This is a genomic window from Vibrio olivae (assembly GCF_042428525.1).
GTDB classification, from domain to species: Bacteria; Pseudomonadota; Gammaproteobacteria; order Enterobacterales; family Vibrionaceae; genus Vibrio; species Vibrio olivae.
Map to the genome: position 1 here is coordinate 1858778 of NZ_JBHMEP010000001.1, position 25669 is coordinate 1884446.

The following is a 25669-nucleotide window of genomic DNA, read 5'->3' on the forward strand; positions in this document are numbered from 1 at the left end:
TTCATGCCCTGCTTGGTTTATCATCACCGCAGTTTTATGATTTCTCAGTAGTAGAATTTGAGTATGCAAATGAAAAAGTGGCTTGTAGCCCTACCGCTCGCGATGACCATACTGACAGGTTGCTCTTTGGCAGAGAAACTGGTTTATCGTATCGACATCAATCAAGGAAACTATGTTGAACAGCAAGCTGTTGATCAGCTCAAATTTGGCATGACAAAGGAACAGGTGCGTTACGTTATGGGTTCGCCAATGTTAATCGAAAATGGCTACCCTGACACTTGGTACTACATTTACCACCATACCGAAGGTCACCATGACTCCATTCAAAAAAACTTAGTGGTGAACTTTAATGATAAAGGTCAACTGGTTAACCTCAATGGCGACTTCGAAGCCAGTGATAAGTTTTTTGAAGGTTTGAATTAATCCGCTAATACGCAACCACAATGTGTGTGCCAACAATATTCGCGTTTTCTGTTATTCAAACTCGCTATACAAAAAGAAGGCTCGTTACAACGAGCCTTCTTTTTTGCGCTGGGTATTCGGTTTACCGCCAGTCACAGGGTCTGCAGTCCCTTTTTGTTTAGCCTGCTCAGCTCGCTTACGACGAATCTCTTTGGGATCAGCTAATAAAGGACGATAAATTTCAATACGATCATGGTCGCGAACCGTCGCATCAAGCTTCACATTACGGCTAAACACACCGACCTTATTCTTGGACAAATCTATCTCAGGATAGAGTTCTAATACACCTGATTCAGATATAATTTCCTCTACGGTCATCGATTTGTTCACCACCATCGTAAAAACTCGCTGCTCTTGTGGAAGCGCATAGACGACTTCAACATGGATCATATCTGATTCAATACTCATGCAAGAACACCGGTTTTATTTGCTGGTTGATAGACATGCTTTGCTCGCTGAGTGAACGCGTTCACCATGTTATTGGTCAGTTCACTAAATACTTTGCCAAACGCCATTTCTATCATTTTGCTTGAAAAATCAAATTCTAATTTCAATTCAACTTTACATGCTTGTTCATCGAGTGGCGTAAAGTACCATCCACCTTGTAAGCTTTTGAATGGCCCATCGACCAAATTCATTAAAATGGCTTCGCAAGGAATAAGCGTATTGGACGTGGTAAACGTCTTGCTAATCCCCGCTTTGGAGACATCAACAGAAGCCACCATCGCAGTCGCTGAGCTTTCTAGTACTCTCGAACCGGAACACCCAGGCAAAAACTCAGGATATTTTGCGACATCATTGACGAGGTCATACATCTGCTCAGCACTAAAAGAGACCAGTGCAGAGCGAGTGACTTGCTTCATACAAACTCCTATAACGACAGCCTGATTCTCAAGCTTTGGTTAATTTTACTGTTATTCACGCTTTGCGCAAATAAAAGCATTTCCTAACCCACTTGTGATCCGTATAATGCCCCCATTATGGCAAAGAAAAAATCAAAACAAAAAGCGGGTAGCAATACCATCGCACTCAATAAAAAAGCTCGCCACGAGTACTTCATTGAAGATGAGTACGAAGCGGGCCTTGAGTTACAAGGCTGGGAAGTCAAATCACTTCGCCAAGGCAAAGCAAATATCGCTGAAAGCTATGTTTTCATGCGTGACGGAGAGGCTTTTATCAGTGGGATGACAATCACGCCACTGACTCAAGCCTCCACCCATGTGGTTTCTGAGCCAACACGGGTTCGTAAACTGCTACTTTCGCGTCGTGAACTCGATAACCTATTTGGTCGAATCAACCGTGAAGGCATGACTTTAACCGCTCTATCCCTTTATTGGTCTCGCTCTTGGGCGAAGCTGAAAATTGGTGTGGCTAAAGGTAAAAAACTTCACGATAAACGTACTGATTTAAAAGATAAAGATTGGCAACGTCAAAAAGCGCGTGTGATGAAAAGTTCACTGCGTTAATCTTAACCGATCAGACGCATAGAGCTAGACAGCCGCTACTTATCTGTTACTATGCACACCATACCTTGGGGCTGATTCAGGATTCGACGGGAATTTTGCAGTCTAAGGTGCATGCCGAGGTGCGGTAGGCCTCGTTAACAAACCGCAAAAAAATAGTCGCAAACGACGAAAACTACGCACTAGCAGCTTAATAACCTGCTTAGAGCCCTTCCTCCCTAGCTTCCGCTTGTAAGACGGGGATTCAGGAAGGTCAAACCAAATCAAGCTGGCGTGGATTCCCCCACCTGAGGGATGAAGCGTGAGATATAATTCAGGTTAGCCATTCGGTCGCGTGTCGGTTCGCAGTCGGGTGGTGAAATTAAAGATCGACTAAGCATGTAGTACCGAAGATGAATGGTTTCCGGACGCGGGTTCAACTCCCGCCAGCTCCACCAATTCAACATCTAAAGACGTCCAAGGGCGTCTTTTTTTGTGCCTACAATAACGAAAAATCAATAACTTAGCATCCATCAACATCCAAGGACGTCTCACTACTTCTTTGATCTTTGGGTACACAACAGGGTACACTGATTTTAATGAGTTAATCTGGTGTACCCAACATGGCAAAAATAACTACTCGTCTAACAGACAAAGATATCAAATCAGCGAAGCCCAAGGATAAAGAATACAACTTGTTTGATGGTGATGGCCTTCGATTACGTATCAAGCCTAACGGTTCAAAACAGTGGCTCTTTAACTACTACAAACCCATTACAGGAAAACGAGCAAACCTTAGCCTAGGTAGATATCCAGACTTATCTCTTGCCAATGCTCGTAAAAATACTATGGCAGCCAGAGAGCTGCTAGCTCAGGGGATTGATCCTCAAGAAGAACGAAAACGCCAAGAACTCGTTCACAAAGAAATCTACGAACATACCTTTGCTAAAGTCTCTGAAGATTGGTTCAACCTCAAAAAACACGAAGTCACTCCAGACTATGCTGTCGATATCTGGCGCTCACTAGAACTTCATGTATTTCCGCAAATAGCGAATTCACCAGTAAAAGATATCGATGCCCCACTCGTTATTGATCTACTTAGGCCTATCGAAGCAAAAGGCAGCCTAGAGACCGTTAAACGCTTATCTCAACGCTTAAACGAAATAATGAACTACGCGGCAAACTGTGGTCTTGTAAAAGCTAATCCATTAACCGGTATTCGAGCCGCTTTCAAAAAGCCCAAAAAAGAAAACATGGCAGCACTAGCACCAAATGAATTACCAGAGCTCATGGGAGCTATCGCCAATGCCAGTATAAAGCGTACTACTCGTTGTTTAATTGAGTGGCAACTACACACCATGACTCGTCCTTCTGAAGCCGCAGGCGCTAGATGGGATGAGATTGAGTGGGAGGAAAAGATATGGACTATTCCAGCCGAGAGAATGAAAAAAAGAAGAGAGCACCGCATCCCGCTCACAGAGCAGATGCTGGCGCTATTAGATGTAATGAAGCCGATAAGCGGCCATCGTGAATTTATCTTTCCTTCAGATCGCGATCCGAAGAAACCGTGTAACAGCCAAACGGCAAATATGGCTCTAAAACGTATGGGGTTTGCAGGTCGACTTGTTAGTCACGGTTTACGATCGCTAGCGAGTACCACTCTCAATGAACAAGGCTTTGACCGTGACTTGATCGAAGCGTCACTAGCACACGTCGATGATAACCAAGTGCGTAGCGCCTATAACCGTACTGACTACCTTGAACGCCGCCGCCCTATGATGAGCTGGTGGAGCGATCATATCACCGCTTCTGCTGAGGGAAATGTATCACTCGCGAGACGAAAAGGGCTTAAATTGGCAGGTTGATTACCATATAGCTCTATACCTCTACCCACCACATGGAAGCAGGTGTGCTGCTAGAGCTTGTAAAATAAGTGGTTTAAAGGAATTTACCCATAGAAAAAATAGCTCTGGGTACGGCGCAGGGTGCGGGGTCGTGTGAACTGAACGGAGGTATCTCAAGTATTTGGCGTTGACACATAGCCCCAGTCACCGAGCTAGTTGAGAATCACTTAATCATTTATACATGCTTAAAAAGAAAAGAGGATGCTAGTAGCATCCTCTTCTTAAATGAACTAGCTCACACTCGAACTGATAGTTTTAATTACTGTATAACAGCACCTAAATAGCTGATATCTACCGGTACCTGCTGTGATTGAAAGCCCTTGATTATATACTTCGTGCTTAAATTACTTGATTCCTAGACGTTTCGCCAGTCTATGCAAGTTTCCTGTATCAATACATAGCTCACGCGCGGTTGCTGCCCAGTTTTTATTATTTTTTGTATAACATTCTTCTATGAACTGCTTTTGAAATGACTCGGTTGCTTGCTTTAAATTTTGCTCTCCTTCATAGACCAAAAATGGCTTTTGATTCGTCGTTACCGAACTTATAGATATATCTTTCGCAGCCATAATTGAGTCACCATGTTTTGGTAACACTAAGTGTCGTGTTGTGAGGACGATATCCAGATCAGTGCTGGACGCATTAGCTAAGACTGCAGCTCGACTGATGACGTGCTCGAGTTCACGTACGTTGCCCGGCCATTGGTAATGTTTGATATTATCGATAAACTGATTATCAAACCGGATGCTTTTGATATTTAATTTCTGGCGAGTGCGCTCAGCAAAAAAAAAAGCCAACAGAACCACGTCGTTTCCTCTGTCACGTAAAGGCGGACCGAACACAGGAAATACACTTAATCGATGGTATAAGTCGGCACGAAACCTTCCTGCTGTGACCTCTTCATGCATGATTCTGTTGGTTGCTGCGACTATCCGAGTATTCACCGTAATATGGCGATCGTCCCCCACACGCTGAATATCACCATATTGCAGTACGCGCAGTAGTTTTGCTTGTAAGGCGAGAGAAAGTTCACCCACTTCATCTAGAAACAATGTTCCCCCATCGGCTTGCTCAAATTTTCCTTTACGATTACTGATAGCTCCTGTAAATGCCCCTTTTACATGGCCAAAAAGTTCGCTGTCAGCCACTGATTCAGGTAGTGCAGCACAGTTAAGATAAACTAATTGTTTCTCTGCACGCGAAGAGCGGTGATGAATTGCACTGGCAACCAACTCTTTACCAACCCCGGTTTCGCCCATGATCAGAACGGCAAGATCAGTGTTTGCAACAGCGTCTATCTGCTCTTGCAAATCGAGCATACCCACAGAGTTTCCGATCATCTCCTGTTTAATACCATGACTTTCCGTAAGCGTTTCATTGCTACCAACAGTCTGCTTTTCCAGTTTTTCTAGGAGCAAAGCAGTGTGAAGCCCACTAGCAGCCAGTGCGCTGACAAAACGCAACTCATCGCTATGCAGTTTATCGAATTGACCTGGGTCGAAAGCATCGATAGTAATTGCACCGTTCAAATGGTCGTCAATCAACAGCGGTAGTCCAATGCAAGAGTGAACATGCAACTGCCCGCTGTGGTTGGGAATCAGGCCGTCGTAAGGATCAGGTAAGTCGCTGTCAGCAGGAAAGCGTACAATATCCCCTGCTCGAGCAATAGCTTGAAGCCGAGGGTGTTCTTCAATTTCAAAACGCCGCCCCAATACTTCTTCAGCCAAGCCATTAATTGCCAAAGGAGTAAATTGCTGGCCTTGTAGTAATAGAAGGGCCGATGCGTCGCAGTTGAGCACCTGCCGAATGGCTGCCAAAAGTCGGTTAAATCGATCTTGGCTGGTAAAACCGGATGTGTGATATGCAGCCATTGGACTAAGAGTGAAGTCATTAGGTATCTCCGTAATTGTCATATTGACATTATAACTGTCATTATGACAACGCTCATGATAACAATAATAAAAAACCATAAGTATCAAAACGTTAAACATTGGCACATCCTGTGCAAATACTCGTACAGTTAAGCTAATTTGATTAAATTGATATTAGGTAGTAGACAATGACAATTCATGTAAAAAATAATATCCACTGGATCGGTCAACGCGATTGGGAAGTACAGGGTTTCCATGGTACAGAGTACAAGATAACCAAAGGAACCAGCTATAACAGCTTCCTGATCCGCGAAGAAAAAACAGTTCTTATTGATACGGTAGACCACCGCTTCAGTCATCAATTTCTTCAAAACTTGGAGATGGAACTCGACCTTAATGAGATCGATTTGATCGTTGTTAATCACGCAGAAGAAGATCACGCTGGCGCACTTTCAGCTCTGATGGAAAAAATCCCAGGTACACCTATTTATTGTACGGAAGCCGCAATCGACTCTATCGTCGGTCACCACCATCACCCGGAATGGAATTTCAAAACTGTAAAAACAGGTGACAATATTGATATCGGTAACGGCAAACAACTGGTCTTTGTTGAAGCACCAATGCTTCACTGGTCAGACAGTATGATGACTTACCTGACGGGCGACGCGGTTCTGTTTAGTAATGATGCGTTTGGTCAGCACTATTGTGATGAGCATTTATTTAACGGCGAAGTAGACCAAATTGAGCTGATGGATCAGTGCTTACGTTACTACTCGAATATCTTAACGCCATTTAGTAGCTTGGTAACAGCAAAGATAAAAGAGGTTCTGAGCTTCAACTTGCCCGTAGATATGATTGCGACCTCTCACGGTATTGTATGGCGCGATAACCCCACACAGATCATTCATCAATATTTAGAGTGGGCAGATAACTATAAAGAAGACCGTATCACCATCTTTTACGATTCAATGTCTAACAATACTCGAATGATGGCTGATGCCATTGCTCAATGGTATTCACGACATTGATCCGCGTGTTGCAGTCAAAGTGTTTAATGCTTCTAAACATGACAAGAATGAAATTCTATCGCACATATTCCGCTCAAAAGGCATTTTTGTTGGTTCATCAACCATGAACAACGTGATGATGCCAAAAATTGCAGGGATGTTAGAAGAGATCACAGGTCTTCGTTTTAAAGGAAAAAAAGCCGCCGCATTTGGTAGCTATGGCTGGAATGGTGGGGCTGTTGATCGAATACATGCTCGATTGACGGATGCCGGCTTCGAGACAGCATTAAGCCTGAAAACAAAATGGCGTCCAGATGGAAAGGCCATGCGAGAATGTCGCGATTATGGCCGTCAAATAGCTAAGCAATGGGCTTTGCATCTGTTGACAGAATCCGTAATGCCAATACCGACTTCCGAAGCGTCTGCTTCAATGGAGTATTCAACAATAAGTGTAGTTCCCACAAATCACCCCCGTGGCTGTCAATGCATGATCTGTAGTGTATGTAATTGGATTTATGATCCTGCTATCGGTGAACCAAATCAAGGTGTTGAACCGGGTACTGTTTGGGATGAGGTTCCTGACTACTTTCTTTGCCCAGAGTGTCACCTAGACAAAGACGTGTTTATTCCCCATAACGGTTAAGGAACAATGATATGTCAGCACCTATTGTGATCATTGGAAGTGGTTTCGCCGCTTACCAATTGATTAAAAACTTTCGCCGCCAAGATACAACAATACCTATTCAGGTTTTTACTGGTGATGAGGGCGATGAATATAACAAACCGGACCTTAGCCATGTATTTACAACACAGCGCGCCGCAGAAGAATTAGTTCAACTCTCAGGAGAAGAGTTTTCTAAACATTATAAGGTTGAACTGTTTGCTAATACTTGGGCAGAGCAAGTAGATATCAAGCGGCAATGTATCCATGCGAAAGGACAAGCTTATCCATATTCGAAGTTGGTTTTTGCAACAGGCACGAATGCCTTTGTTCCACCCATTAAAGGCAATGGTACATCTAGTGTTATTACCTTGAATAGCCTGAATGAATATCGTTGCTCGCAACAGCAGATCGATTCGGCGAATCATGTGTTAATTATGGGGGGGGGCGGGCTGATTGGTGGAGAGCTGGCAATGGATCTTTGTGCTAGTCGTAAGCAAGTGACGATCGTTGAGCCTAACCGTCATTTGCTCGTTAATCTAACCCCTGATTTTGTGGCATTGCGATTAGAAGATCAGATACGTGAAGAGGGAATCAAACTTCAGTTGCTAAGCCACGTTGAAAACATCACTCATACAGATACGGGCTTTAAGGTCACTACCAATTTAAGTCTGGACGGCAGCATTGATTGCGTCATTTCGGCGGCAGGTCTAAGACCGAATACTCGGCTTGCTCGAGAGGCAGGTATTGTCACTGAGCGTGGCATTGTGGTTGATAAGAGGTTGAGAACGTCAAATGAGCATGTCTATGCTCTAGGTGACTGCGCTGAGATTGACGGAAAAGTGATGGCATACCTACAACCGATAGTTCTCAGTGCCAATGTGCTTGCCAAACAATTGTTGAATCAAGAGTCACTGCTTTCTTTGCCACCGATGATGGTGAAGGTGACCCCCCCCCTCTTATCCAATCCAGATCGGTGGACAAGTTAATGACGCAACAGCTTGGAAGGTTGAGTATGAAAAGCAAAGTGTTATTGCGCAAGCTTATGATGATAATAATCGAATGATCGGTTTTGTTGTTACCTGTGACAAGGTTGATCAAGCTTTTCCGTTGTTGCGTGCAGTCTCATCCGCCTAAAAACAGAGTTAACCCTTTAAGATCTGTCATCATTACTTTGTGATGGCATTTCCCCCAAGGATATTGCTTTTCGGAGGTTGTATGGTTCCACATGGTTTGATTCCCGGCAAAGTGGTACATCGCATTGATTGGACGCCCAGCCAATTCTCAATTGCCGTTCGTGCTGATATAGACCCTTTTGTCGCAGGTCAGTTTACTAAACTTGCTCTGCAAAACGAACACGGTGATTGGGTTCGCCGTGCTTATTCGATTGTTACTCCCCCTACCGAGTATTCGCTTACTGGTGATCTGGAGTTCCTAATTGTTGCAGCCTCTCAGGGAGAGCTTTCGCCCAAACTGCATCAGTTGCAAAGCGGAGACTCCGTATGGGTAGCAAAACAGCCAGCAGGATTTATGACAATAGAGGAAGTTCCTGAATACGCCAAACAACTATGGTTAGTGTCGAGCGGTACGGCTATTGGGCCTTATCTCTCCATATTGATGGCCCCCTTTTATCTTTTGAAAAAATAGTATTGGTACACGCGGTCAGAGAAAAAAGAGATTTAGTGTATCGAGCACAAATCGAAGCACAATTACAGCGTTATGCTGGGAGGTTGAAATATGTACCAATTGTTTCTCGAGAATCAGTCAGCGGAACATTGTCTGGAAGAATTCCGGCACTACTGCGCGATGGGTCACTTGAAAACACCGCAGCAGTTTCACTCAATCCTGAAAAAAGCTTTGTCTATCTGTATGGCAATCCAGCCATGGTAAAAGAGTCAGTCCAAGCGTTAATAGAAAAGGGGCTGAATAAACACTTAAGGCGTAAGTCGGGACATTTTAGTAGTGAAACTTATTGGTCAATAAGGACATATTATGAATCATCAAAGAATTCCTAAACATTGGACTATCCAACGTTCAACGCCGTTTTTCACCCAAGACAATGTACCAAGAGCATTGCTATCGCATCATAATACTGCCGAAGGTATATTTGGACAACTTTGTGTAATGGAGGGCATTGTTATCTACTATGGGTTTGCTTCTGAGCACGCAACAGAGCCTGAAATTAAGCTTCTTATACCCGCAGGTACTTTTGCCACTAGTCCACCGCTGTATTGGCATCGTATTGAAATGAGTGACGATGCTCATTTCAACATTAACTTCTGGTCTGAATCTGAGAAGAAAAATCAGAACATGTTTAACACAAAATCGTAACGTCCCCAAAAGATAAATATCAATCAGTAGCCTCTGGTCAAATACAACTAGTGGTTAAGGAATAGTCATGAAATCTCTTTTTCTTCGAATGCGCACGATCCATTGGGTTGGCACCCTAGCTCTATTTACAAATGCATTTATATTTACTGAATCTGTTACATCACAAGTCATTCAATTTCTGGTGGCGACATTTCTTATCATTCACGATTTCGATGAAAAAATCTGGGGGTGTTGATTCGCTAAGGCATGTAACCTCGTATATGACGTTGTTTGAAAAGAAAGACCTATCAATCGCGTGCGAAATAAACAGTCGCTATAACAGTGAAATCGGCAAGGTGTTGGGTGTGATTAACAGCTTTCGAGAAAATGTCCGACTAGCACTAACAGATATTCAGCAACAGGCTTCCACCTCAGATGATATTGCGGAACATTTGAAATCTAAAACTCATAATATATCTATGCGCATAAATGAACAGAATAAGCGTGTTGGCGAGATTTCACAGCTCGTAGACATTCTAGATAAGTCGTCAGTAACCCTTCAATCCAAAGCAGATGAAACTAGGCAAAAAGTGGAAGGCACCAAGGTTAGATTACTTCGCTTCAATAAAAATATGGACATCATGGTTTCTGAGTTAAATGGCTATATTATTAAAAATGATGAGCTGCAAACTAAATTTCAATCTCTTTCTGAACAAACAGGTTCTATAGGACAAGTCATCACGGTTATTAGTAATCTAGCCGATCAAACCAATCTATTAGCTCTAAATGCAGCAATAGAAGCAGCAAGAGCTGGAGAACATGGGCGTGGCTTTGCCGTAGTCGCTGATGAAGTACGAAACTTAGCGACTTCAACTCAGAGCAGCCTTAATCAAATCAATCAGATCATTGCAAGAATCTCAACTGCTGTACTAGATGCAGGAGATCAGATGAGATCACAATCTGGATCTCTTGGAACCCTTAGCACATACACCAAAGCTAGCCAGAATGAACTGGATACTGTTAGCAGTAGCATAGATGGAATACTGACTCTGATAGGAACTGAAAATCCAAGCGATAATATTGACATTATACAGATAAATAAATTGGTAAAGGATATTGCTGTAGAGACCGATGCACTTAAAATGCTGTCAGGATCTAACGCTCAAGACTGTCAGGAACTAAGAAATCAGGGTAGTAGGCTAACAAAAGTGACGGAGCAAATTGTTGAGCACTTGAGCCTATTTAAGACACAGTAAGCTCTAGTAGATAATCAATAACCTCGGTTTTCGTAACCAAGCCTTTGTAACGATTGTTGGTGACTAATACGATCGGTAGAGAAATGGCACCCTCTTTAATCAATGGAAACACCTCTGTAAGCATAATTTCCGTATCCATGACGGTGAATTGAGTGTCCATCATACTGGCAACGGGCTTTTTCCAGATACTCGCTTCTTTCATCGTTTCATGTTCGGTACCCATCGCTGGCGTCAAATGAAGATTAAGCTGCGATTTGTCCACTAATCCAACACACTCACCTTTGTTAATCACAGGAATAACGTTAATAGTGTCGGGTTTCAAATATTCATTGGCAAGAACGAGTGGGTCTCCGGGATCTAAACGAGGTAGGCTTTTACTAGCAATATGGAGCAAAGTGGTAGCTTCTTCATCCACATCTGAGCTATCCGTCATCCCATCGGTATGCAGTTGTCGAAGTATGATATCAACCTGTTTCTCTGTATCCTGCAGTTCGTTGTAATCAACAGGCTTGGCAAAAAGATACCCTTGCATATAATCAACCCCCAGATAAGACAGCAAACGTGCCTCATCAGGTGTTTCGATGCCTTCAGCAATCACCTGTACATCCAAGCGATGGCATAATCTGACTAGCAACTTAATGACTTGATAGTATTCACCGCGTTTATGGCTGCGTTCAATCAGCTCACGACTAACTCGGAGATATTTAAACTCTCCTTTGCTGAGCAAGTCAGCCAATCGAAAACCTTTAGATAAGTCATCCAACGCAAACTGAATGCCGCGCTGGCGAAACCCTGGTAGAAGTGTTGCAAGGTCAAGAGTCGCTGCTGGACTTTTAACTTCGTTTATATCAATAATAATTTGCTGCAGTTCAATCTCCTCTTGCTTCGCCAGCACCACCATGCACTCCAATACTTCTGGCAAATTCTGTTGGGTATTCGGCGACAGATTGAGATTCAGAAAATTTCCGGACTTTTTCAATAGAAGTGAACATTGTGAAAATGCACTCTGATATATGAGTAAATCCAAGTCCGATATAAGGCCTAAGTCCTCTGCTACTCCTATCAATTCAGTGGTTGTAGCGTCAAGTGCAGAGTCTATATTAAAACGACAAAATGCTTCATATCCTGCCACCTCCCAATCCAGACAACTGATAATCGGCTGATACTGAACGCCCACCTCTCCTTTCTCGATAGCGTCATGCACAAGATCTTCTAGAAGTACATAGCGTTTAATCGTCAATTGCAAATCGGTGTCGTAAAACTGGATACGACTTTTATGCCCTGCTGGTTGCACTAATGTTGCTTGAGATGCATGTACAACAGCCCTCTTCATAGATTGAGTGTCCATCCCCAACACAGACACTCCCACTTTCCCAGAAGTTAAATACCGGTACATACGCTCATCGGATTTTTTTACTTCAGAGAAGAAATGACGAATGCTGAAATGAATTGCTCGGGCGCAGTTTTGACTAATGCAAATAGGCTGACATAAGTACACCAAGAAGAAACTTTGCTTCAAGCTTCCTACAACCTGTGCGCTTTTAACGGTTTGCATGACTTTATGAAATGCGTCAAACGCTCTGGGTTCAAGATTACTGGGTTTAATGGCAAGGACGATAGAAACATTTTGATAACGTGCACCATGTTTTATGGATTCGGCATTACATACGAACGTTTCTTGGTTCATCGTGAGTAAGCAATCGGGTTCATTTGACGTTGATTTAAAGGCCATTAATGACTCCTTAGTACTGAAATCAGACGTGAATATCTAGGTGAACTGATGACATAAAACTCACTCATGCCTCTTTGACGTCATCAGTTCACTCGTAAAGCTACCGAGTAACATGACCTTACGTTCAACGGTGCAGTGTCCAACTGGTCTCAGTAGTGTCTGCGTACGCACGCACTCTGAGTATCTATTCGAATATTCATCTAGATAATAGACTATACAGAGAGCTACTGTTACATAACAGTATACGGACATTCTTCTATTCATAAACCAATTTCAAATCTAATAAGTAGTAACCGTGCGTTTGGTCATAAACGAAATAAATGATCGGAAATGTGGCTATACAGGCAGCTCTCTCTGGACTACAACATACGTTTTCGAAACAAAATCCCTGTACTCTAGCCGAATGCTAAGTGCTGTGCTGATTAAACTAATGTCAAAAGGAATCCCCCCCTTAGCTCGTTGAACATTTTGGAGTAAGCCTGAAAACTGTAAATTTCATTTAAATGCTGTCGTCAAAAAAATCAACGCGAAGAACTGGGTTCATACCGTCATTTAAGCAAAAGATAGTTTAATTGTAGAGCGCTCTTTCACAGATTCAATAACATGCCGCAACTGACTTTTACACTATGCAAACTCATCGTTACGCCTTGATATTGTAAAGGAATTCAATGAGATCTGATTGAGTCATCATACCTTTAAGTCGGTTTCTATTATCGACAATAGGTATATGGTGATACCCTGACGTTAGAAGAGGAATCATTCGCGCGATATGAGTATCCGAGCGCATAAACACTGGCGCTACATTCATAAACTGGCTTACCTCTTTCTTAGCTTTTTTCTTTGCTTGTAGGTAAAGCGCGATAAATGGGTCAAACTTTCTATTCTCAACACTTCTTAGAAAATCAACCAAGGAAAATATCCCCACAAGCTCATACTCATCATCAACCACAGGTAAAGCCGCGAATTGATTCTGCTGAAGTAGTTCCAATGCTTTATGGATAGTGTCATTTGGCTTCAATGTTATCAACCGGCTCGTCATTATATGCTCACAAGTCAATTTTTGATGCCGATGTTCCAGCGCAAGTAAATGAGTCTGTTTGAAAATATCGTCTAGCGTTCTCTCATCTATATCGAGCCACTCATTTCTCGTTGCAATGGTTTCATGTAACTCACTAAAAAAGATAGAGCTTTTGTTGTGAGCGGATGTTGATTTTGAGCCTGATGACTCTTTTTTAGATGCCCTGAGGTTGAGGTACCAACGGTAAAAATAGCCACAAATGATAAGCGGGATAATATTAAATAATACCGGATCTAGAAGAAATGAGAGTCCCATTGCTGGCTGTGTACTTTGGCTTATTGCTGGCACCAGTGCTGTGGCCACACCTGGCGGATGAACGCACTTGAAAATAACCATCGTAATAATACTCAGCGTTATCGTCGTTAAGAAAAGTATTGTCGCATCATCTATCAAAGATGTAAGACATACACCAACTAATGCCGGCAGCAGATGACCTGCCAAAACAGGCCAAGTTCTCCCCATTGGACTGCTTGGCAGAACGAATACGATTGTAATCGAAGCGCCTATCGAAGCGATCATCAATGGTGTTGTGGGTAGGTGATGCATTAGGGTCGCAAGGTATGAAACGATAGATGCCGTTAATAAAACTGGTAGAATCAATGATAAAACTTGTCTGATTTCGTTTTTTATGATCATAAGGTAATGATTATATTAGTAAACTTAACGCATCATATAATTATGCTTTAAGAAAGTTTACAGATTTGTTGAGTAATAAGTTGGGCATTCTATGAGATGTACAAATAGAATTAAAGCCCACATAGAGGCGCCGATGCTCCCATGTATCGAGCTCAGTCATTTTGGGGACATTGCATAGAACAGCCCAACGACCTAATAACGCCCCTTGAACCTCAATCCAAAAATCTTCAGGCATATGTCATCAATGTGAAACCCCATCATTGATTCCGACAGGAGCCTGAAATGAATCCCAAAACTTCCGATTACCAAAAGCAGCAACGCTATCAGGAAAATGAAATCCTAGAGCATGCCGCAGAGATACTGGCAACACGCTACGTGCGTGGTGATGCTCTAATCAACCCTGATGCCACCAAAGAGTATGTGCGCTGCAAGTTAGGCAGCTATGAGCGCGAAGTGTTTGCCTTATTGCTACTGGATAACCAAAACCGATTGATTGAGTTTAAAGAGCTGTTTCAAGGAACGGTGGATGCGGCCAGCGTCTACCCGCGAGAAGTGGTGAAAGCAGTGATACACTCTCCCAGAGAATGCCGAACGCCTCGTACTGAGCTGCCGCCAAATGAGTTACTACCGACATCGCCAAGGTATACATCCCATTGAGGTGCAACTTAAACGTGAGTCAGCCTCAAGCCCTTGGCTGGTGGTGTTCTTTGCCAGCTTCTCTTATCCCGATGACCACAGCACAACCGTTGAGCCTGAGTTGTACTTTCACCTTGCTAATCGCTGGTGCTATCAACCCGATGTGGGGAGCACGGATTTATCCCACCCAGAGGTACAAGAGCTGCTCTCGGTATGGATGAAAGCCTTTGCTCGTCACCTGTCCAGAAACGTCTTTGATGACGTGCAACTGACAATGCTCGGTACGTTCCAATAATTCTCACTCTGTATTTCTTATTTGAATCCTGAAACAAGGAGGACTCACTATGTCCAAATTAATCTTTAGAGCTCGTGGGCGTCCATTATCAAGCTATGCTATGGAGTTTTGTTTGACTCTGCCAAGAGGGTTTAGACCCTCCGTAAATGATTGGCGCTTGATTATTGGCGACTGCTGTAGAGAGTTGGCTCGTCACCTAAAGCTCACACACAGTGAAACGATAGCATTCAAAAAGGTAATTCGTGCAGTATTACATCAACAACCTCAACATGGACGTAATGGTAGTGGAGACCATGTCCACCTAATTATAGGGAAAGTCTTGGAAGGGAAAGTCTTGGAGGGAAGGGTTCTTAAGAACCTCCAAAAAAAGGCTGTTACCAAGTTAAAAAGACTGCGTTTAATGCGGCTGTATTGAAACACTGCCAAATAGACCACCGTTTATACGTCCCGAACACTCCATCACGAGGAGCCCGAGTAGATGAATGGAGGTATCAACAACAGCAAGCTAAAGAATCACTCGAAGTACAAAAGGTCATTCTCAAGTTACAACATCAAATAGATAGATGGCTCGACGCTAAAAATACGGGCATGGTCTCTCAAGAAAAGCGTCAAAAAAATCGTATATCTAATACTCTCAAAGAACTATCTACATGCCGCTTAGCTGAAGAACAAAACTCAACGGTTAATCGCCTTAAATCTTCGGCACAGCAAATCAAACAACTCAGTTCAGCTCCTCATTAGGGAGTTGAACCGAAAGTAATAACAGCGGATATTATTGAGTTTTCATGCTCTTATAATTCCGGTAAAGTGTTTACTAACAAATGGTACTAAGCCACCTAAAAACAATCACAAAAAAAAACAGTTAAGTTATTGATTTTTAAAAGTTTGGTGGAGCATCCTGCCAGCTCCACCAATTCTAAGTTTAAAGACGTCCTAGGGCGTCTTTTTTCTTGCCTGCAACAACAAAAATCAATAACTTACAACTCATTTTTTGGCAAAGTGCCTCTATTCATCGCTTTGAAATCATCAAACGTTCTAGCGAATAAGCTAGCGATGCGCTCATCAAAAGTCCATCCTTCGTAAATAGCTTAGACAATCGAGCAAACATTGTGGAGTTTAGCCACATCACACCCTTGCCAATAACCGATACACTGGATGCCATCAGATTTGGGTGAACTAAAATGCTCAACATATCACTACCCTGCTGATGATCAGCTGAAGTGTAAATGGCCACAACCACACTCACATTTTGGCCAAGCATTTCATTCACACTCAGCCAATAAAGAGTTGGTGCTATCAAACTTCTTTAATACTGTGATACCTCGTTGAATCCGATTGGAGCCTCGATTCACGGTGCAAAGCACCTTCTCTGTGTCTTAACACCAATATTCTTCATCTTCGAGGAGGTAACATGTCAGTCTCTTATGATTTTTCTGGAAAGGTAGCCTTAGTAACAGGGGCCGCATCTGGAATGGGCTTTTCAACAGCGCAGGCGTACGCCAAAGCAGGCGCCTCAGTGATGCTATCGGATGTCAACCAACAAGCATTAGATGCTGCGGTAACCGAAATCAACCAATCCGGAGGAAAAGCGGCGGGATTCGTTTGTGACGTCACCAAAGAAGAACAAGTCGCCGCATTAGTCGCGCAGACCGTTGAGCAGTTCGGTGGTTTGGATATGGCATTTAATAACGCGGGTATTCAAGTACCTGCTATCGATGCTGCGGATGAGCAAGCGGAAGATTTCGATCGCGTCAACGCGATAAACCTTCGTGGTGTTTGGGCAAGCATGAAACACGAGCTAAAATACATGCGCGACCAAGGTCACGGCTCTATTGTAAACTGCGCGTCTATTGGCGGTCTTGTCGGGCTTGGGAAGCTTGCTTCCTACCACGCCTCTAAACACGGCGTCGTTGGCTTAACAAAAAGTGCAGCTCTCGAATATGCTACGCGAGGAATTCGTGTAAATGCGGTTTGCCCTGCCGCAATCGACACTCCTATGGTCGCGGACATGAAAGAGAAAGGCGTTCTCACCGACGACATCATTGAAGGTATCCAGCCCATTAGCCGACTCGGCAAAGGTGAAGAAGTTGCGGCAGCGGTATTGTGGCTAAGCAGCGATGCAGCATCTTTTGTTTTAGGCGTATCGCTCCCAGTAGACGGCGGAGCAACCGCTCGTTAAAGCCAAATGGCCATTAACGTGACTGAATAAGCGAGGAAATTTCCTCGCTTATTTTATACCTTGAATTTATCGCGTCTCCAGCATTCCCCATTGCACTAAACAATGTCGTTTCACTTCTTCTATCACGGCTTTATTACGGAATTAAAACTCGTTTCTGACATATCAAAATTAAATTCTCACTCTCTTAACTATCGATTCAATCATTGCCTCCACACACAACTTTCTAATTAATATTCTCATTATTAATACGATATTAGTGCTAGAACTGATCGTCGTTGTCATGACGTGATTATTCGCATTATGAAGGTATTAAATCTCGTATAAGGCCATGTAGTAAAAAGAAGTTTCATTAACGAGACTCGCCTCATGTTGGAGATCACACTTCCTTTCACTATGGTATCTTATCGTGCTTAAAGGAAGTGGTACAAATGGAATTCGGTTGTCACCCTTAGAGTTAATCCTTCTGACTTAAACACTCTTAAACGACTGAAATAAATGAATTTAGTTTTAATTCTGTCGTTACTGAGATGACTTACTCATTGATAGATTTTCTAAACGATAACGCTTTGGGGGAGCGGTAAACCTTAGGGCGGCAGCGTGGGTGGGCATCATATGTTCATGCCCTTTCAGTCAAGTGAATGGCTTGAAAACCGAAAAAGAATGTAGCCTTGGCATAAGGAAATAACAAAATATCTTCTTTATTAGAGCATTATAGATTTTTAGTAAAAAACTATAATTTTTGCACTTACTAAAGTTCTGACTTCAATTCTAAAAATTATATCGTTGCAAGGAAACACTCTTAAATGATAGGTAATATTTTAAAATGGCAAACAATGTCAAAAGCCTTTATATTTTTTATATCTATGGGGCAAGTTGCCATATTAGCTAGATTACTAGAGTTATCAGACTTTGGTGTTGTAGCTATTGTCATGGTTGTTATCAACATTTCTCAGATCCTCGCTGATTTGGGCATGGCAAACTATTTAGTACATAAGCAAAAGGTTTCCAGCGTTCTTAATTCCACAGTATTTTGGTTTTGTGCATCATCAGGATTGCTGTTGTTTCTCTTTCTTTGCGCCATTACCCCACTTGTAGCAAATATGTATGATAATAGTGAGATATTATCTTTGCTGCCTTTTGCTGCTCTAACCTTTGTTCCCCTTTCGTTATCCGCCCAGCTTCAAGCTCGATATGTATGTGATTTCAAGCTCAACCTGTTGGCAAAGTTCGATATGATTTCCAGATTTGCCGGCACTGTACTCACAGTATCAACGGCTTATTTTGGTATGGGCGCAGCCTCCATATTCTTTGGTTCTGTATTTACCAGTTTTGTTCGTTGCTTTTTAATTTGGGGCTACGCCGACAAGAGTTGGTATCCTAAATTTTCGTTTTCAATGGAAGAGGCAAAGGGTGCTTGGCGTTATGGTATTTATCAGATTGGCTCACAACTGATTAACCAATTCATATTAAACCTAGATACGCTATTGTTAGGTTTCTACATTAGCAGCAACCAGTTAGGTGCATTCAACCTAGCCAAACAACTTACTCGCAAACCTTCTGAGTTTATACTGCCTATTGCTAGAAGCATCAGTTTGCCGCTGTTCGCTTCATCGCAAAAAGACATGGGCAAGATGAACGAGATAGCAAGAAAAGCCCATACTTATGTCTCTGCAGTTTTAATTTTTCCATACGCAATAATGTGTATGTTGAACGAAGAACTGATCTCCTTTGTATACGGTGATGGAAAACTAGAAGTCGCTTATTTCATGGTGCCATTAGCTATTTTCTGGGGCGTACGCTCTGTGGGTGGTGCATTAGTGGGAACGCTGACTCAAGGTTTAGGCAAAACCAAAATCGATTTTTATTGGAACCTATCAGTACTGGGCCTATTTGGTGTGATGTACTCAGTCCTTGCCCGCTACGGAGCCTACAATCTCGCTTGGGGCAGTGCGGTGCTTCAAACTTTATTGCTAAACGTCGTATTCCTGGTTTTCTATAAACATATTATTAATTTTAAATACTCTTGGTATATAACCCCTATTATAACTTTCCTCGTTATATCCGTCGGGTCCATTTTCATATCTGAGTATTTTGTTTCATATGCATCACTCATTCACAGTAATTTTGTGTACTTAACACTAATATCAATTATATCGATAGGTATCTACTACATGGGATATTACGTTACTCATAACAGCTCAGCACCTGTCCCTACACCAATGGGTTTAATCAATAAAAAGAAGAAACTAGGATAATAACGGAAAGATAAAAATGAAAATTGCAGTGTATACGAATAACTTTCCAAATATCTCTCAGACATTTGTTATAAACCAAATAAGTGGTTTAATTGATTTGGGCGCTGATGTTGATGTCATCACGAGTACTGTCCTAAGAGATAGCATGATGCATGATACCGTCGAAAAATATAACTTGATGGATAGTGTTATATGTAAAAAAGTGTCCGACACACCCAAATTAAAGCGTCTGCTTTTAACAGCCAAGAATGCGACTAAGTTAATATTGCAAGGAAAATTTAGCACCGTATTAAGTGTTATTCGTGATCCACTGATCACCAATGACCAAAAAGTAGACTTACTATATTGGTCAAGCCTTAATCTTCCAAAAAGACAATATGATAATATCATTTGCCATTTTGGTACTAACGGTTACTACGTATGTAAAATGAGAGAGGTCGGGATCATCGGTGGACCAATATCAACCATATTCCATGGATATGAACTCAGCCGTTATCGTACCCTCAAAGAAAATAAGCCTCACTACAAAAAGCTATTTGAATTAGGTGACTTGATGCTACCTATCAGTCATCTATGGAAAGATAAGCTTATCGAAATGGGCTGCAAACCAGAAAAAATTCGCGTACATCGTATGGGCATTGATGTGAATGATTTTACACTAAGAGACGTTGATTCAGAATTATCAACACCTTTAAAAGTTATTCAAGTCGGACGCCTTACAGATAAAAAGGCGATCTTGGACTCTATTAATGCCGTTCTGCTTGCATCTAAAAAAATTCCTATCGAGTTTACAATCATCGGTGATGGTGAGCTATACAACGAAGCCAAAGAGCTCATTGAAAAATCTGATGCAAATTCGTTTATTCACCTATTAGGCAAACAACCTCAGAAAGTCGTTAAAGATAAACTCGATGAAGCGGACATATTCCTATTGCCTAGTGTAAAAGCAAAAGATGGTGATATGGAAGGCGTACCCGTGGCACTCATGGAAGCAATGGCCAAAGGGTTAATTACGTTATCGACTTACCACTCAGGTATCCCTGAATTAATAGAAAATGACGTGTCCGGTTACTTAGTCAATGAAGCGAGTATTAATGAACTTTCAGACACACTGATTAAAATTAGTCAGTTATCACCGGAAAAGGTTGAGAGTATTCGTAGAAACGCGCGAGAAAAATGTGAATCTGAATTTAATAACATCACTCTTAATAAAAACATTTTCAACTATTCAAATTTAGTTTTAGTTTGATATAAATTTAAGCATAACTATAAGGTATATGTCTCCAATGAAGTATTCGATAATTGTACCTCATTTTAATGACTTTAAATCTCTTGAGAGGCTTCTTGACAGTATACCTCACCGAGATGATATTGAAGTCATTGTTGTAGATGATAAAAGTACAGATACTTATGAACTGACTAATATAAAGTCTAAATGTATTTTTTTAGACAATAATACTGAGCAAAAAAGTGCGGGAACATGCCGTAATTTAGGACTTAAAATTGCCAAAGGTAAGTGGTTACTTTTTGCAGACTCAGATGATGTTTTTACTGACGAAGCTTTCAACTACTTAGATGCCGTTTCCCAAAGTAATGATGATATTATTTATTTTAAGTCTTTGAGCTTAGTAGAAGAGACAGGCGAAATTTCAGATAGAAACTCTTACCTATTGGATTTAGTCAATCAGCATTTACAAACTGGTGATGAATCTATCCGCTATCGTTACTACCCGCCTTGGGGTAAATTAATCAGACACCAGCTCGTTAAAGATAACAATATCTCTTTTGACCAAGTTATGGCCTCTAATGATGTCATGTTTTCTGTTAAAACCGGTTATTACGCAAAGTCAATCTCTTCTGTTGACAAGCCAATTTATTGCGTCATGCAACGAAAAAATAGTTTAACGACTAAACCATCTAAGAAAAATCAAAAAATAAGGTTAGTTGTCGAGCTTAATAAAAATGATTTCTTATATGAAAAAGGATTAAAATACTACCAGACTTCATTGCAATCATTATTATCAAAATATAAAGATGTTCTTTCGTCTGAAACATCGTTTAGAATAGTAAGATCTTTTATTTCATTCAGACAAAGAGTATTGCCTAACAGCATTCAAGATAAGCTGGGTTTCAAATAATAAAGTATCATTATATAAACCTAAAATGAGAAAACCCTTACCAAATTAACAATATTTCAAGGTTAGAATTCATTAGGGTCACAAGCCAAATTCAAGCATATGGATACGGCTATCATATAAATATAAATTATAATTTAAATTGAGTTTAAACAATATGAAGAAAATACTAATCGTTGGCAATCACTCTTGCTCAAACAGAGGTGACGCGGCAATTTTACGTGGTCTAATCGATTTCTTGGAAAGTGAATTTCAAGAATACGATATTGATATAACATCCCGATATACTGATGGAGCGCAGTTTTTTTTCGGCCATAAAGTTTTTAAAGACACACTCTCATTGGCCAGAAAGCAATATACATCAATATGGGGTCGAATCGAGAAAAGGCTTGTTAACCGAATTGTCCTGCCTAAATATCTCGATAAAAAAATCACTTCACCTAAGTTGCTTCCAAAAGCCTATAAGGAATTTTCTGAGTTCATTCAACCTTATGATTTGGTTATTCAAGTCGGGGGCTCTTTTTTTGTAGACTTATATGGTGTCGCGCAATTTGAAGCCGCAGCAGTGGCGATTCGTGAAGAAAAGCCCTTCCTTATTATTGGCCATAGCGTAGGCCCTTTTAAAGATCCAAACGTTGCTAAGGTCGCGAATAAAGTCTTCAAGCAAGCGAACTCTTTAATTCTAAGAGAATCGGTTAGTGAAGAACATTTAGACGAAGTAAATGTTAACTCCAACCATTATGTTTTGGGCAGTGATACCGCATGGTTAATTGACCCAACTAAATACAATCCGGATATTGAAAACTTAGAGCGCCGATATATTAAAGACAAACCAACGGTTGCGATTACTATGCGAGAGCTTGCGCCTTTTGATGTTCGACTCGGCGTATCCCAAGCACAGTATGAAGCGAAAGTTGCACACTTATGTCAGTCTCTCATTGAGAGTGGCTATAATGTCATCGCATTATCGACATGTACGGGTTTCGATAACTACCATCGAGATGATCGTATTCCTGCCCTTCGCGTGGGAAGAATGGTGAACGACTCAGAAAATTACTCTGTGGTCATGGACGAGTTAACCGATATCGAACTCGGCACGCTGTTGTCTAAATGTGTGTTAACCATCGGTACTCGTCTACATAGTGCTATTCTATCTATGCGTTTTGGTACCCCAGCCTTTGCTGTTTATTATGAGCATAAGTCTCAAGGGATTCTGAATAAAATAGATATGGGTGATTACTCAATCGACATCAACAGCTTAGATACTGAAAGTTTCAAAAACCGAGTTTTGGACAAAATTGCCAATATCGAGTCGGAACGTGAAGCGATGAACCAAAAGTTGAGTGTCGAAATAGAACGATGCAAGAGCGTTATTCGAAGCGAGTTAGCGAAAGTTGAGGTCTCGAGTGTAGAACTTGAGCGCCCAAGCCCAGTGGTTTCGAATCCTGTCTCGGAAGTCTAGTGCCTTTCGGCTCTGTACCACGACCACAACGTAATTAAAACGCATATAGCCTTTCACAACGGACATCCTCGGATGTCCGTTTTTTATACATCTCATCACTCATCTCATCGATAACTTCCTTTTATTCACACTTTTCACCATTGCTACCTAGGGCTAAATAATCGCACCGAGAAGAAAAGTATTGCTCCTAATATCTGCCTTATGCTGGGCGTTGTTTTTCATCAACAGCTATTACCTGCATAAACGCCAAAACGGAGTTTACTATGCCCTACCATCCTGCTTATTTTGTTTTGAGGCGATATACAAATTCTCTCGTCCCTCTTCTCTTTACCTTTTTATTAGCACTGCTGATTACGGCTTGTGACGATGATGATTCCCACTACACGTTCACCGTAAACGCGACAGAACATGGCAGTGTGAACGTCTCTCCTGAGGCAACAGATTACCTCGCAGGCACGCAAGTCACCGTAACGGCAACGCCAGAGCAAGGCTACGTGTTTACTGGTTGGAGTGGTGATCACCCCAGCGAAAACCCTCTAACCTTAGAGATCGATGGTGATCAATCCATTCAAGCTAATTTTGAGTTGGGCGTAACGATTAATCTTTCAGAGGCCGAACACGGACAAGTCATCATCGATCCACCGATAGAGTCTGGCACGGTGGTTCCTTTTGGTAGTCAGTTCACCATTACTGCACTGCCAGATAATGGTTATGCGATTGACTCGATCTACAAAATGATTTGGGTCGTTGGTACTTGGAGCGCCTATCTAGATGAATCAACCTCCTCACCGCATACCATCGTAACGGACAACCAAGACGCGCGATTTAAAATCTACGGCGGAGACCTTGATAGTTACACCATTGGCGCGAGTTTTATTCCTGACGATACATGGCAAGATCTGCAAATCACAGAAGATGTCGTCTACGCCACTTCAGGAAGTAAAGCGCTTAAATACGATGTTTACACACCACCAGGGGCGGTTGATTTACCCATCGTTGTCATCGTTCATGGTGGAGGGTGGAGTTTAAACTCTGAAGATATTATGCGTGGCCAAGCGCGTTATATCGCCGAAAGTGGTCGTTATGTGGTCGCCAGTATTAACTATCGACTGTTGGTTGACCTTGACGAGCCAGCACCAACTCACGCTGACATGATCGAAGATGTCTACGGCGCAATTGCCCATATTCAGGAAAACGCCGCTGTGTACGGCGGCGACGCCTCTCGAATCATCATCACTGGAGACAGCGCTGGCGGTCATCTTAGCGCGAGTGCTGGGCTATTAACTCCCTACATCGGTTCGCAAGGCTATACTGGAGAAATCGGCCAATCCTACTTTATGCCAAGCTACATTCCATCCAGTATGAGCGTAGAGCAACTCCAGCAGCAGATTTCCAACTCACTGCTCGCGGTGGCACCAAGCTATGGTGCGTTTAATCGAACAGACGGTGTTGGCGATATGGATCCTGCCGTTGAACCCATAAGCAATATTCCTTCATCTAACCAGCGTCTGTTACCTCCGTTTTATCTTCAAGTCGGATCAAATGACACTACCGTTGGGCCTGAAGGTGTTCGCCAATTCGCTCAGGCACTTGAAGATGCGGGTCAACAGGTTGAATTTGTCGAATATCCTGGCGTTGGTCACGCTTACTTTGATTGGAAGCCAGAAGCCGGGGTTCGCGAGACCTTTAACACCGTTGGCAAACCCGCGCTGGATGACATGATCGCCTTTTTTGATGCGGTCGTCGCGAGTAACAATTAACGGCGCTCACCACATATCACTCTCGACCCACCCGCCTAAATTCCCTAGTGGGAGAGAGTGATAATAAACACGAAAAAATGGACACCATTTTTAAAACTTGGCTCCCAAATCAAAGACTTCAACGCCCTAAAATGTACGATTAGGCAAGTATTTGGTAGGAATCAATCTGTCTAAAAACTCACCATTCCATAATCATAAGGTTTTAGACTTTGGTGATGGAGTGCTCTTATGCCGACCCCGATCTTTCTTCAAGTGAATGATATTCGAATTCCCGCAACATTAAACGACACGGTCGCTGCCCAAGATTTTAAATCGCGCCTGCCTTTTACCGTTTCAGGGCATCGCTCAACCTACGATTATTGCTGCACTGCAAGCAGTGGTCGTTATGATGAAAGTGAAATGCAAGCGGGCTGGAAAAATGGAGATATCAGCTTGGCGGGCGGTTGGTTTGCTGTTTTATTTGAAGGAGAAGAGGTGTCGCAAAGCTATGAGCAAATGATGATTATCGCTCATATCGATAGTGCAGACTTACCTGCCATCAAAGCCCTTGAACAGCAAGTCACCTTTGTTGTTGATTTCGCATAGCCC

Annotated in this window: 17 protein-coding genes, 1 other RNA gene and 6 pseudogenes; 19 read left to right on the top strand and 5 right to left on the bottom strand. The window is 42.2% G+C overall.

Features of this window, described 5'->3' with window-relative positions:
• The first annotated feature begins 63 nt into the window (after positions 1–63).
• Positions 64–423, top strand: a complete 360-nt coding sequence (gene bamE, locus ACFFUV_RS08660) for an outer membrane protein assembly factor BamE (RefSeq protein ID WP_390191267.1) — start codon at positions 64–66, stop codon at positions 421–423.
• A gap of 84 nt (positions 424–507) precedes the next feature.
• Here the strand turns inward: bamE and ACFFUV_RS08665 are convergent, their stop codons facing one another.
• Together ACFFUV_RS08665 and ACFFUV_RS08670 are read right to left on the bottom strand one after the other, a co-directional pair.
• Positions 508–870: an RnfH family protein gene (locus ACFFUV_RS08665; RefSeq protein WP_390191269.1), complete on the bottom strand. Its 363-nt coding sequence runs from the start codon at positions 868–870 to the stop codon at positions 508–510.
• Entirely contained in the window at positions 867–1325 is a 459-nt protein-coding gene (locus ACFFUV_RS08670) for an SRPBCC family protein (protein WP_390191271.1), read from the bottom strand. Before ACFFUV_RS08670 ends, ACFFUV_RS08665 begins: the two co-directional genes overlap by 4 nt.
• Before the next feature lie 117 nt (positions 1326–1442).
• Between ACFFUV_RS08670 and smpB the strand changes: the two genes are divergently transcribed.
• The 3 genes from smpB (at position 1443) to ACFFUV_RS08685 (ending at position 3769) form a co-directional block, all read left to right on the top strand.
• Positions 1443–1928 (top strand): SsrA-binding protein SmpB, encoded by a 486-nt coding sequence (gene smpB / locus ACFFUV_RS08675; RefSeq protein ID WP_390191273.1) that lies wholly within the window; start codon positions 1443–1445, stop codon positions 1926–1928.
• Positions 1929–1995: 67 nt separating this feature from the next.
• Positions 1996–2362, top strand: a transfer-messenger RNA (tmRNA) gene (ssrA, locus tag ACFFUV_RS08680).
• A gap of 165 nt (positions 2363–2527) precedes the next feature.
• The gene (locus ACFFUV_RS08685) at positions 2528–3769 is read left to right on the top strand and encodes an integrase domain-containing protein (protein ID WP_053037317.1); all 1242 of its coding nucleotides are present in this window, start codon (positions 2528–2530) and stop codon (positions 3767–3769) included.
• Between the two features lie 383 nt (positions 3770–4152).
• On the opposite strand, the gene norR is transcribed toward ACFFUV_RS08685, so the two are convergent.
• The gene (norR, locus tag ACFFUV_RS08690) at positions 4153–5679 is read right to left on the bottom strand and encodes a nitric oxide reductase transcriptional regulator NorR (RefSeq protein ID WP_390191908.1); all 1527 of its coding nucleotides are present in this window, start codon (positions 5677–5679) and stop codon (positions 4153–4155) included.
• A gap of 188 nt (positions 5680–5867) precedes the next feature.
• Between norR and norV the strand changes: the two are divergent.
• From norV to ACFFUV_RS08720, 6 genes and pseudogenes are all read left to right on the top strand, one after another.
• Positions 5868–7074 (top strand): annotated as a pseudogene (norV, locus tag ACFFUV_RS08695) (anaerobic nitric oxide reductase flavorubredoxin); the annotation flags it as partial.
• A gap of 78 nt (positions 7075–7152) precedes the next feature.
• Positions 7153–7329: pseudogene (locus ACFFUV_RS08700) on the top strand (rubredoxin); the annotation flags it as partial.
• An 11-nt stretch (positions 7330–7340) separates the two neighbouring features.
• Positions 7341–8484, top strand: a pseudogene (norW, locus tag ACFFUV_RS08705) (NADH:flavorubredoxin reductase NorW).
• Between the two features lie 81 nt (positions 8485–8565).
• A pseudogene (locus tag ACFFUV_RS08710) lies at positions 8566–9362 on the top strand (ferredoxin--NADP reductase).
• Complete coding sequence (locus tag ACFFUV_RS08715; protein ID WP_390191276.1) at positions 9340–9678, top strand: TehB family protein; 339 nt, start codon at positions 9340–9342, stop codon at positions 9676–9678. Before ACFFUV_RS08710 ends, ACFFUV_RS08715 begins: the two are co-directional and overlap by 23 nt.
• A gap of 260 nt (positions 9679–9938) precedes the next feature.
• Entirely contained in the window at positions 9939–10913 is a 975-nt protein-coding gene (locus ACFFUV_RS08720) for a methyl-accepting chemotaxis protein (protein WP_390191278.1), read from the top strand.
• On the opposite strand, the gene ACFFUV_RS08725 is transcribed toward ACFFUV_RS08720, so the two are convergent.
• Both ACFFUV_RS08725 and ACFFUV_RS08730 read right to left on the bottom strand, forming a co-directional pair.
• Positions 10900–12645: an EAL domain-containing protein gene (locus ACFFUV_RS08725; RefSeq protein ID WP_390191280.1), complete on the bottom strand. Its 1746-nt coding sequence runs from the start codon at positions 12643–12645 to the stop codon at positions 10900–10902. The two genes, ACFFUV_RS08720 and ACFFUV_RS08725, sit on opposite strands and share 14 nt — an antisense overlap.
• Before the next feature lie 640 nt (positions 12646–13285).
• Entirely contained in the window at positions 13286–14359 is a 1074-nt protein-coding gene (locus ACFFUV_RS08730; RefSeq protein ID WP_390191281.1) for an HPP family protein, read from the bottom strand.
• 282 nt (positions 14360–14641) lie between these two features.
• On the opposite strand from ACFFUV_RS08730, the pseudogene ACFFUV_RS08735 reads away from it, so the two are divergent.
• The 9 genes and pseudogenes from ACFFUV_RS08735 to ACFFUV_RS08775 form a co-directional block, all read left to right on the top strand.
• Positions 14642–14929: pseudogene (locus ACFFUV_RS08735) on the top strand (JAB domain-containing protein); the annotation flags it as partial.
• Positions 14928–15290: pseudogene (locus ACFFUV_RS08740) on the top strand (DUF2787 domain-containing protein); the annotation flags it as partial. The pseudogenes ACFFUV_RS08735 and ACFFUV_RS08740, both read left to right, overlap by 2 nt.
• Positions 15291–16701: 1411 nt before the next feature.
• Positions 16702–17469: a glucose 1-dehydrogenase gene (locus tag ACFFUV_RS08745; RefSeq protein ID WP_390191283.1), complete on the top strand. Its 768-nt coding sequence runs from the start codon at positions 16702–16704 to the stop codon at positions 17467–17469.
• A gap of 803 nt (positions 17470–18272) precedes the next feature.
• Positions 18273–19724 (top strand): oligosaccharide flippase family protein, encoded by a 1452-nt coding sequence (locus ACFFUV_RS08750; protein WP_390191286.1) that lies wholly within the window; start codon positions 18273–18275, stop codon positions 19722–19724.
• 16 nt (positions 19725–19740) lie between these two features.
• Entirely contained in the window at positions 19741–20973 is a 1233-nt protein-coding gene (locus tag ACFFUV_RS08755) for a glycosyltransferase (RefSeq protein ID WP_390191288.1), read from the top strand.
• Positions 20974–21010: 37 nt separating this feature from the next.
• Positions 21011–21862, top strand: coding sequence for a glycosyltransferase (locus ACFFUV_RS08760; RefSeq protein ID WP_390191290.1), 852 nt, complete (start codon positions 21011–21013; stop codon positions 21860–21862).
• Positions 21863–22016: 154 nt separating this feature from the next.
• Entirely contained in the window at positions 22017–23321 is a 1305-nt protein-coding gene (wcaK, locus tag ACFFUV_RS08765) for a colanic acid biosynthesis pyruvyl transferase WcaK (RefSeq protein WP_390191291.1), read from the top strand.
• A 263-nt stretch (positions 23322–23584) separates the two neighbouring features.
• Entirely contained in the window at positions 23585–25081 is a 1497-nt protein-coding gene (locus tag ACFFUV_RS08770) for an alpha/beta hydrolase fold domain-containing protein (RefSeq protein WP_390191292.1), read from the top strand.
• Between the two features lie 228 nt (positions 25082–25309).
• Entirely contained in the window at positions 25310–25666 is a 357-nt protein-coding gene (locus ACFFUV_RS08775; RefSeq protein ID WP_390191294.1) for a cyclophilin-like fold protein, read from the top strand.
• Positions 25667–25669 lie beyond the last annotated feature (3 nt).

Excerpts from the sequence above, each read along its gene's own strand:
- bamE (WP_390191267.1), top strand. The coding sequence starts at position 64 with ATGCAAATGAAAAAGTGGCTTGTAGCCCTACCGCTCGCGATGACCATA.
- ACFFUV_RS08665 (WP_390191269.1), bottom strand. The coding sequence starts at position 870 with ATGAGTATTGAATCAGATATGATCCATGTTGAAGTCGTCTATGCGCTT.
- ACFFUV_RS08670 (WP_390191271.1), bottom strand. The coding sequence starts at position 1,325 with ATGAAGCAAGTCACTCGCTCTGCACTGGTCTCTTTTAGTGCTGAGCAG.
- smpB (WP_390191273.1), top strand. The coding sequence starts at position 1,443 with ATGGCAAAGAAAAAATCAAAACAAAAAGCGGGTAGCAATACCATCGCA.
- ACFFUV_RS08685 (WP_053037317.1), top strand. The coding sequence starts at position 2,528 with ATGGCAAAAATAACTACTCGTCTAACAGACAAAGATATCAAATCAGCG.
- norR (WP_390191908.1), bottom strand. The coding sequence starts at position 5,679 with ATGGCTGCATATCACACATCCGGTTTTACCAGCCAAGATCGATTTAAC.
- ACFFUV_RS08715 (WP_390191276.1), top strand. The coding sequence starts at position 9,340 with ATGAATCATCAAAGAATTCCTAAACATTGGACTATCCAACGTTCAACG.
- ACFFUV_RS08720 (WP_390191278.1), top strand. The coding sequence starts at position 9,939 with ATGACGTTGTTTGAAAAGAAAGACCTATCAATCGCGTGCGAAATAAAC.
- ACFFUV_RS08725 (WP_390191280.1), bottom strand. The coding sequence starts at position 12,645 with ATGGCCTTTAAATCAACGTCAAATGAACCCGATTGCTTACTCACGATG.
- ACFFUV_RS08730 (WP_390191281.1), bottom strand. The coding sequence starts at position 14,359 with ATGATCATAAAAAACGAAATCAGACAAGTTTTATCATTGATTCTACCA.
- ACFFUV_RS08745 (WP_390191283.1), top strand. The coding sequence starts at position 16,702 with ATGTCAGTCTCTTATGATTTTTCTGGAAAGGTAGCCTTAGTAACAGGG.
- ACFFUV_RS08750 (WP_390191286.1), top strand. The coding sequence starts at position 18,273 with ATGATAGGTAATATTTTAAAATGGCAAACAATGTCAAAAGCCTTTATA.
- ACFFUV_RS08755 (WP_390191288.1), top strand. The coding sequence starts at position 19,741 with ATGAAAATTGCAGTGTATACGAATAACTTTCCAAATATCTCTCAGACA.
- ACFFUV_RS08760 (WP_390191290.1), top strand. The coding sequence starts at position 21,011 with ATGAAGTATTCGATAATTGTACCTCATTTTAATGACTTTAAATCTCTT.
- wcaK (WP_390191291.1), top strand. The coding sequence starts at position 22,017 with ATGAAGAAAATACTAATCGTTGGCAATCACTCTTGCTCAAACAGAGGT.
- ACFFUV_RS08770 (WP_390191292.1), top strand. The coding sequence starts at position 23,585 with ATGCCCTACCATCCTGCTTATTTTGTTTTGAGGCGATATACAAATTCT.
- ACFFUV_RS08775 (WP_390191294.1), top strand. The coding sequence starts at position 25,310 with ATGCCGACCCCGATCTTTCTTCAAGTGAATGATATTCGAATTCCCGCA.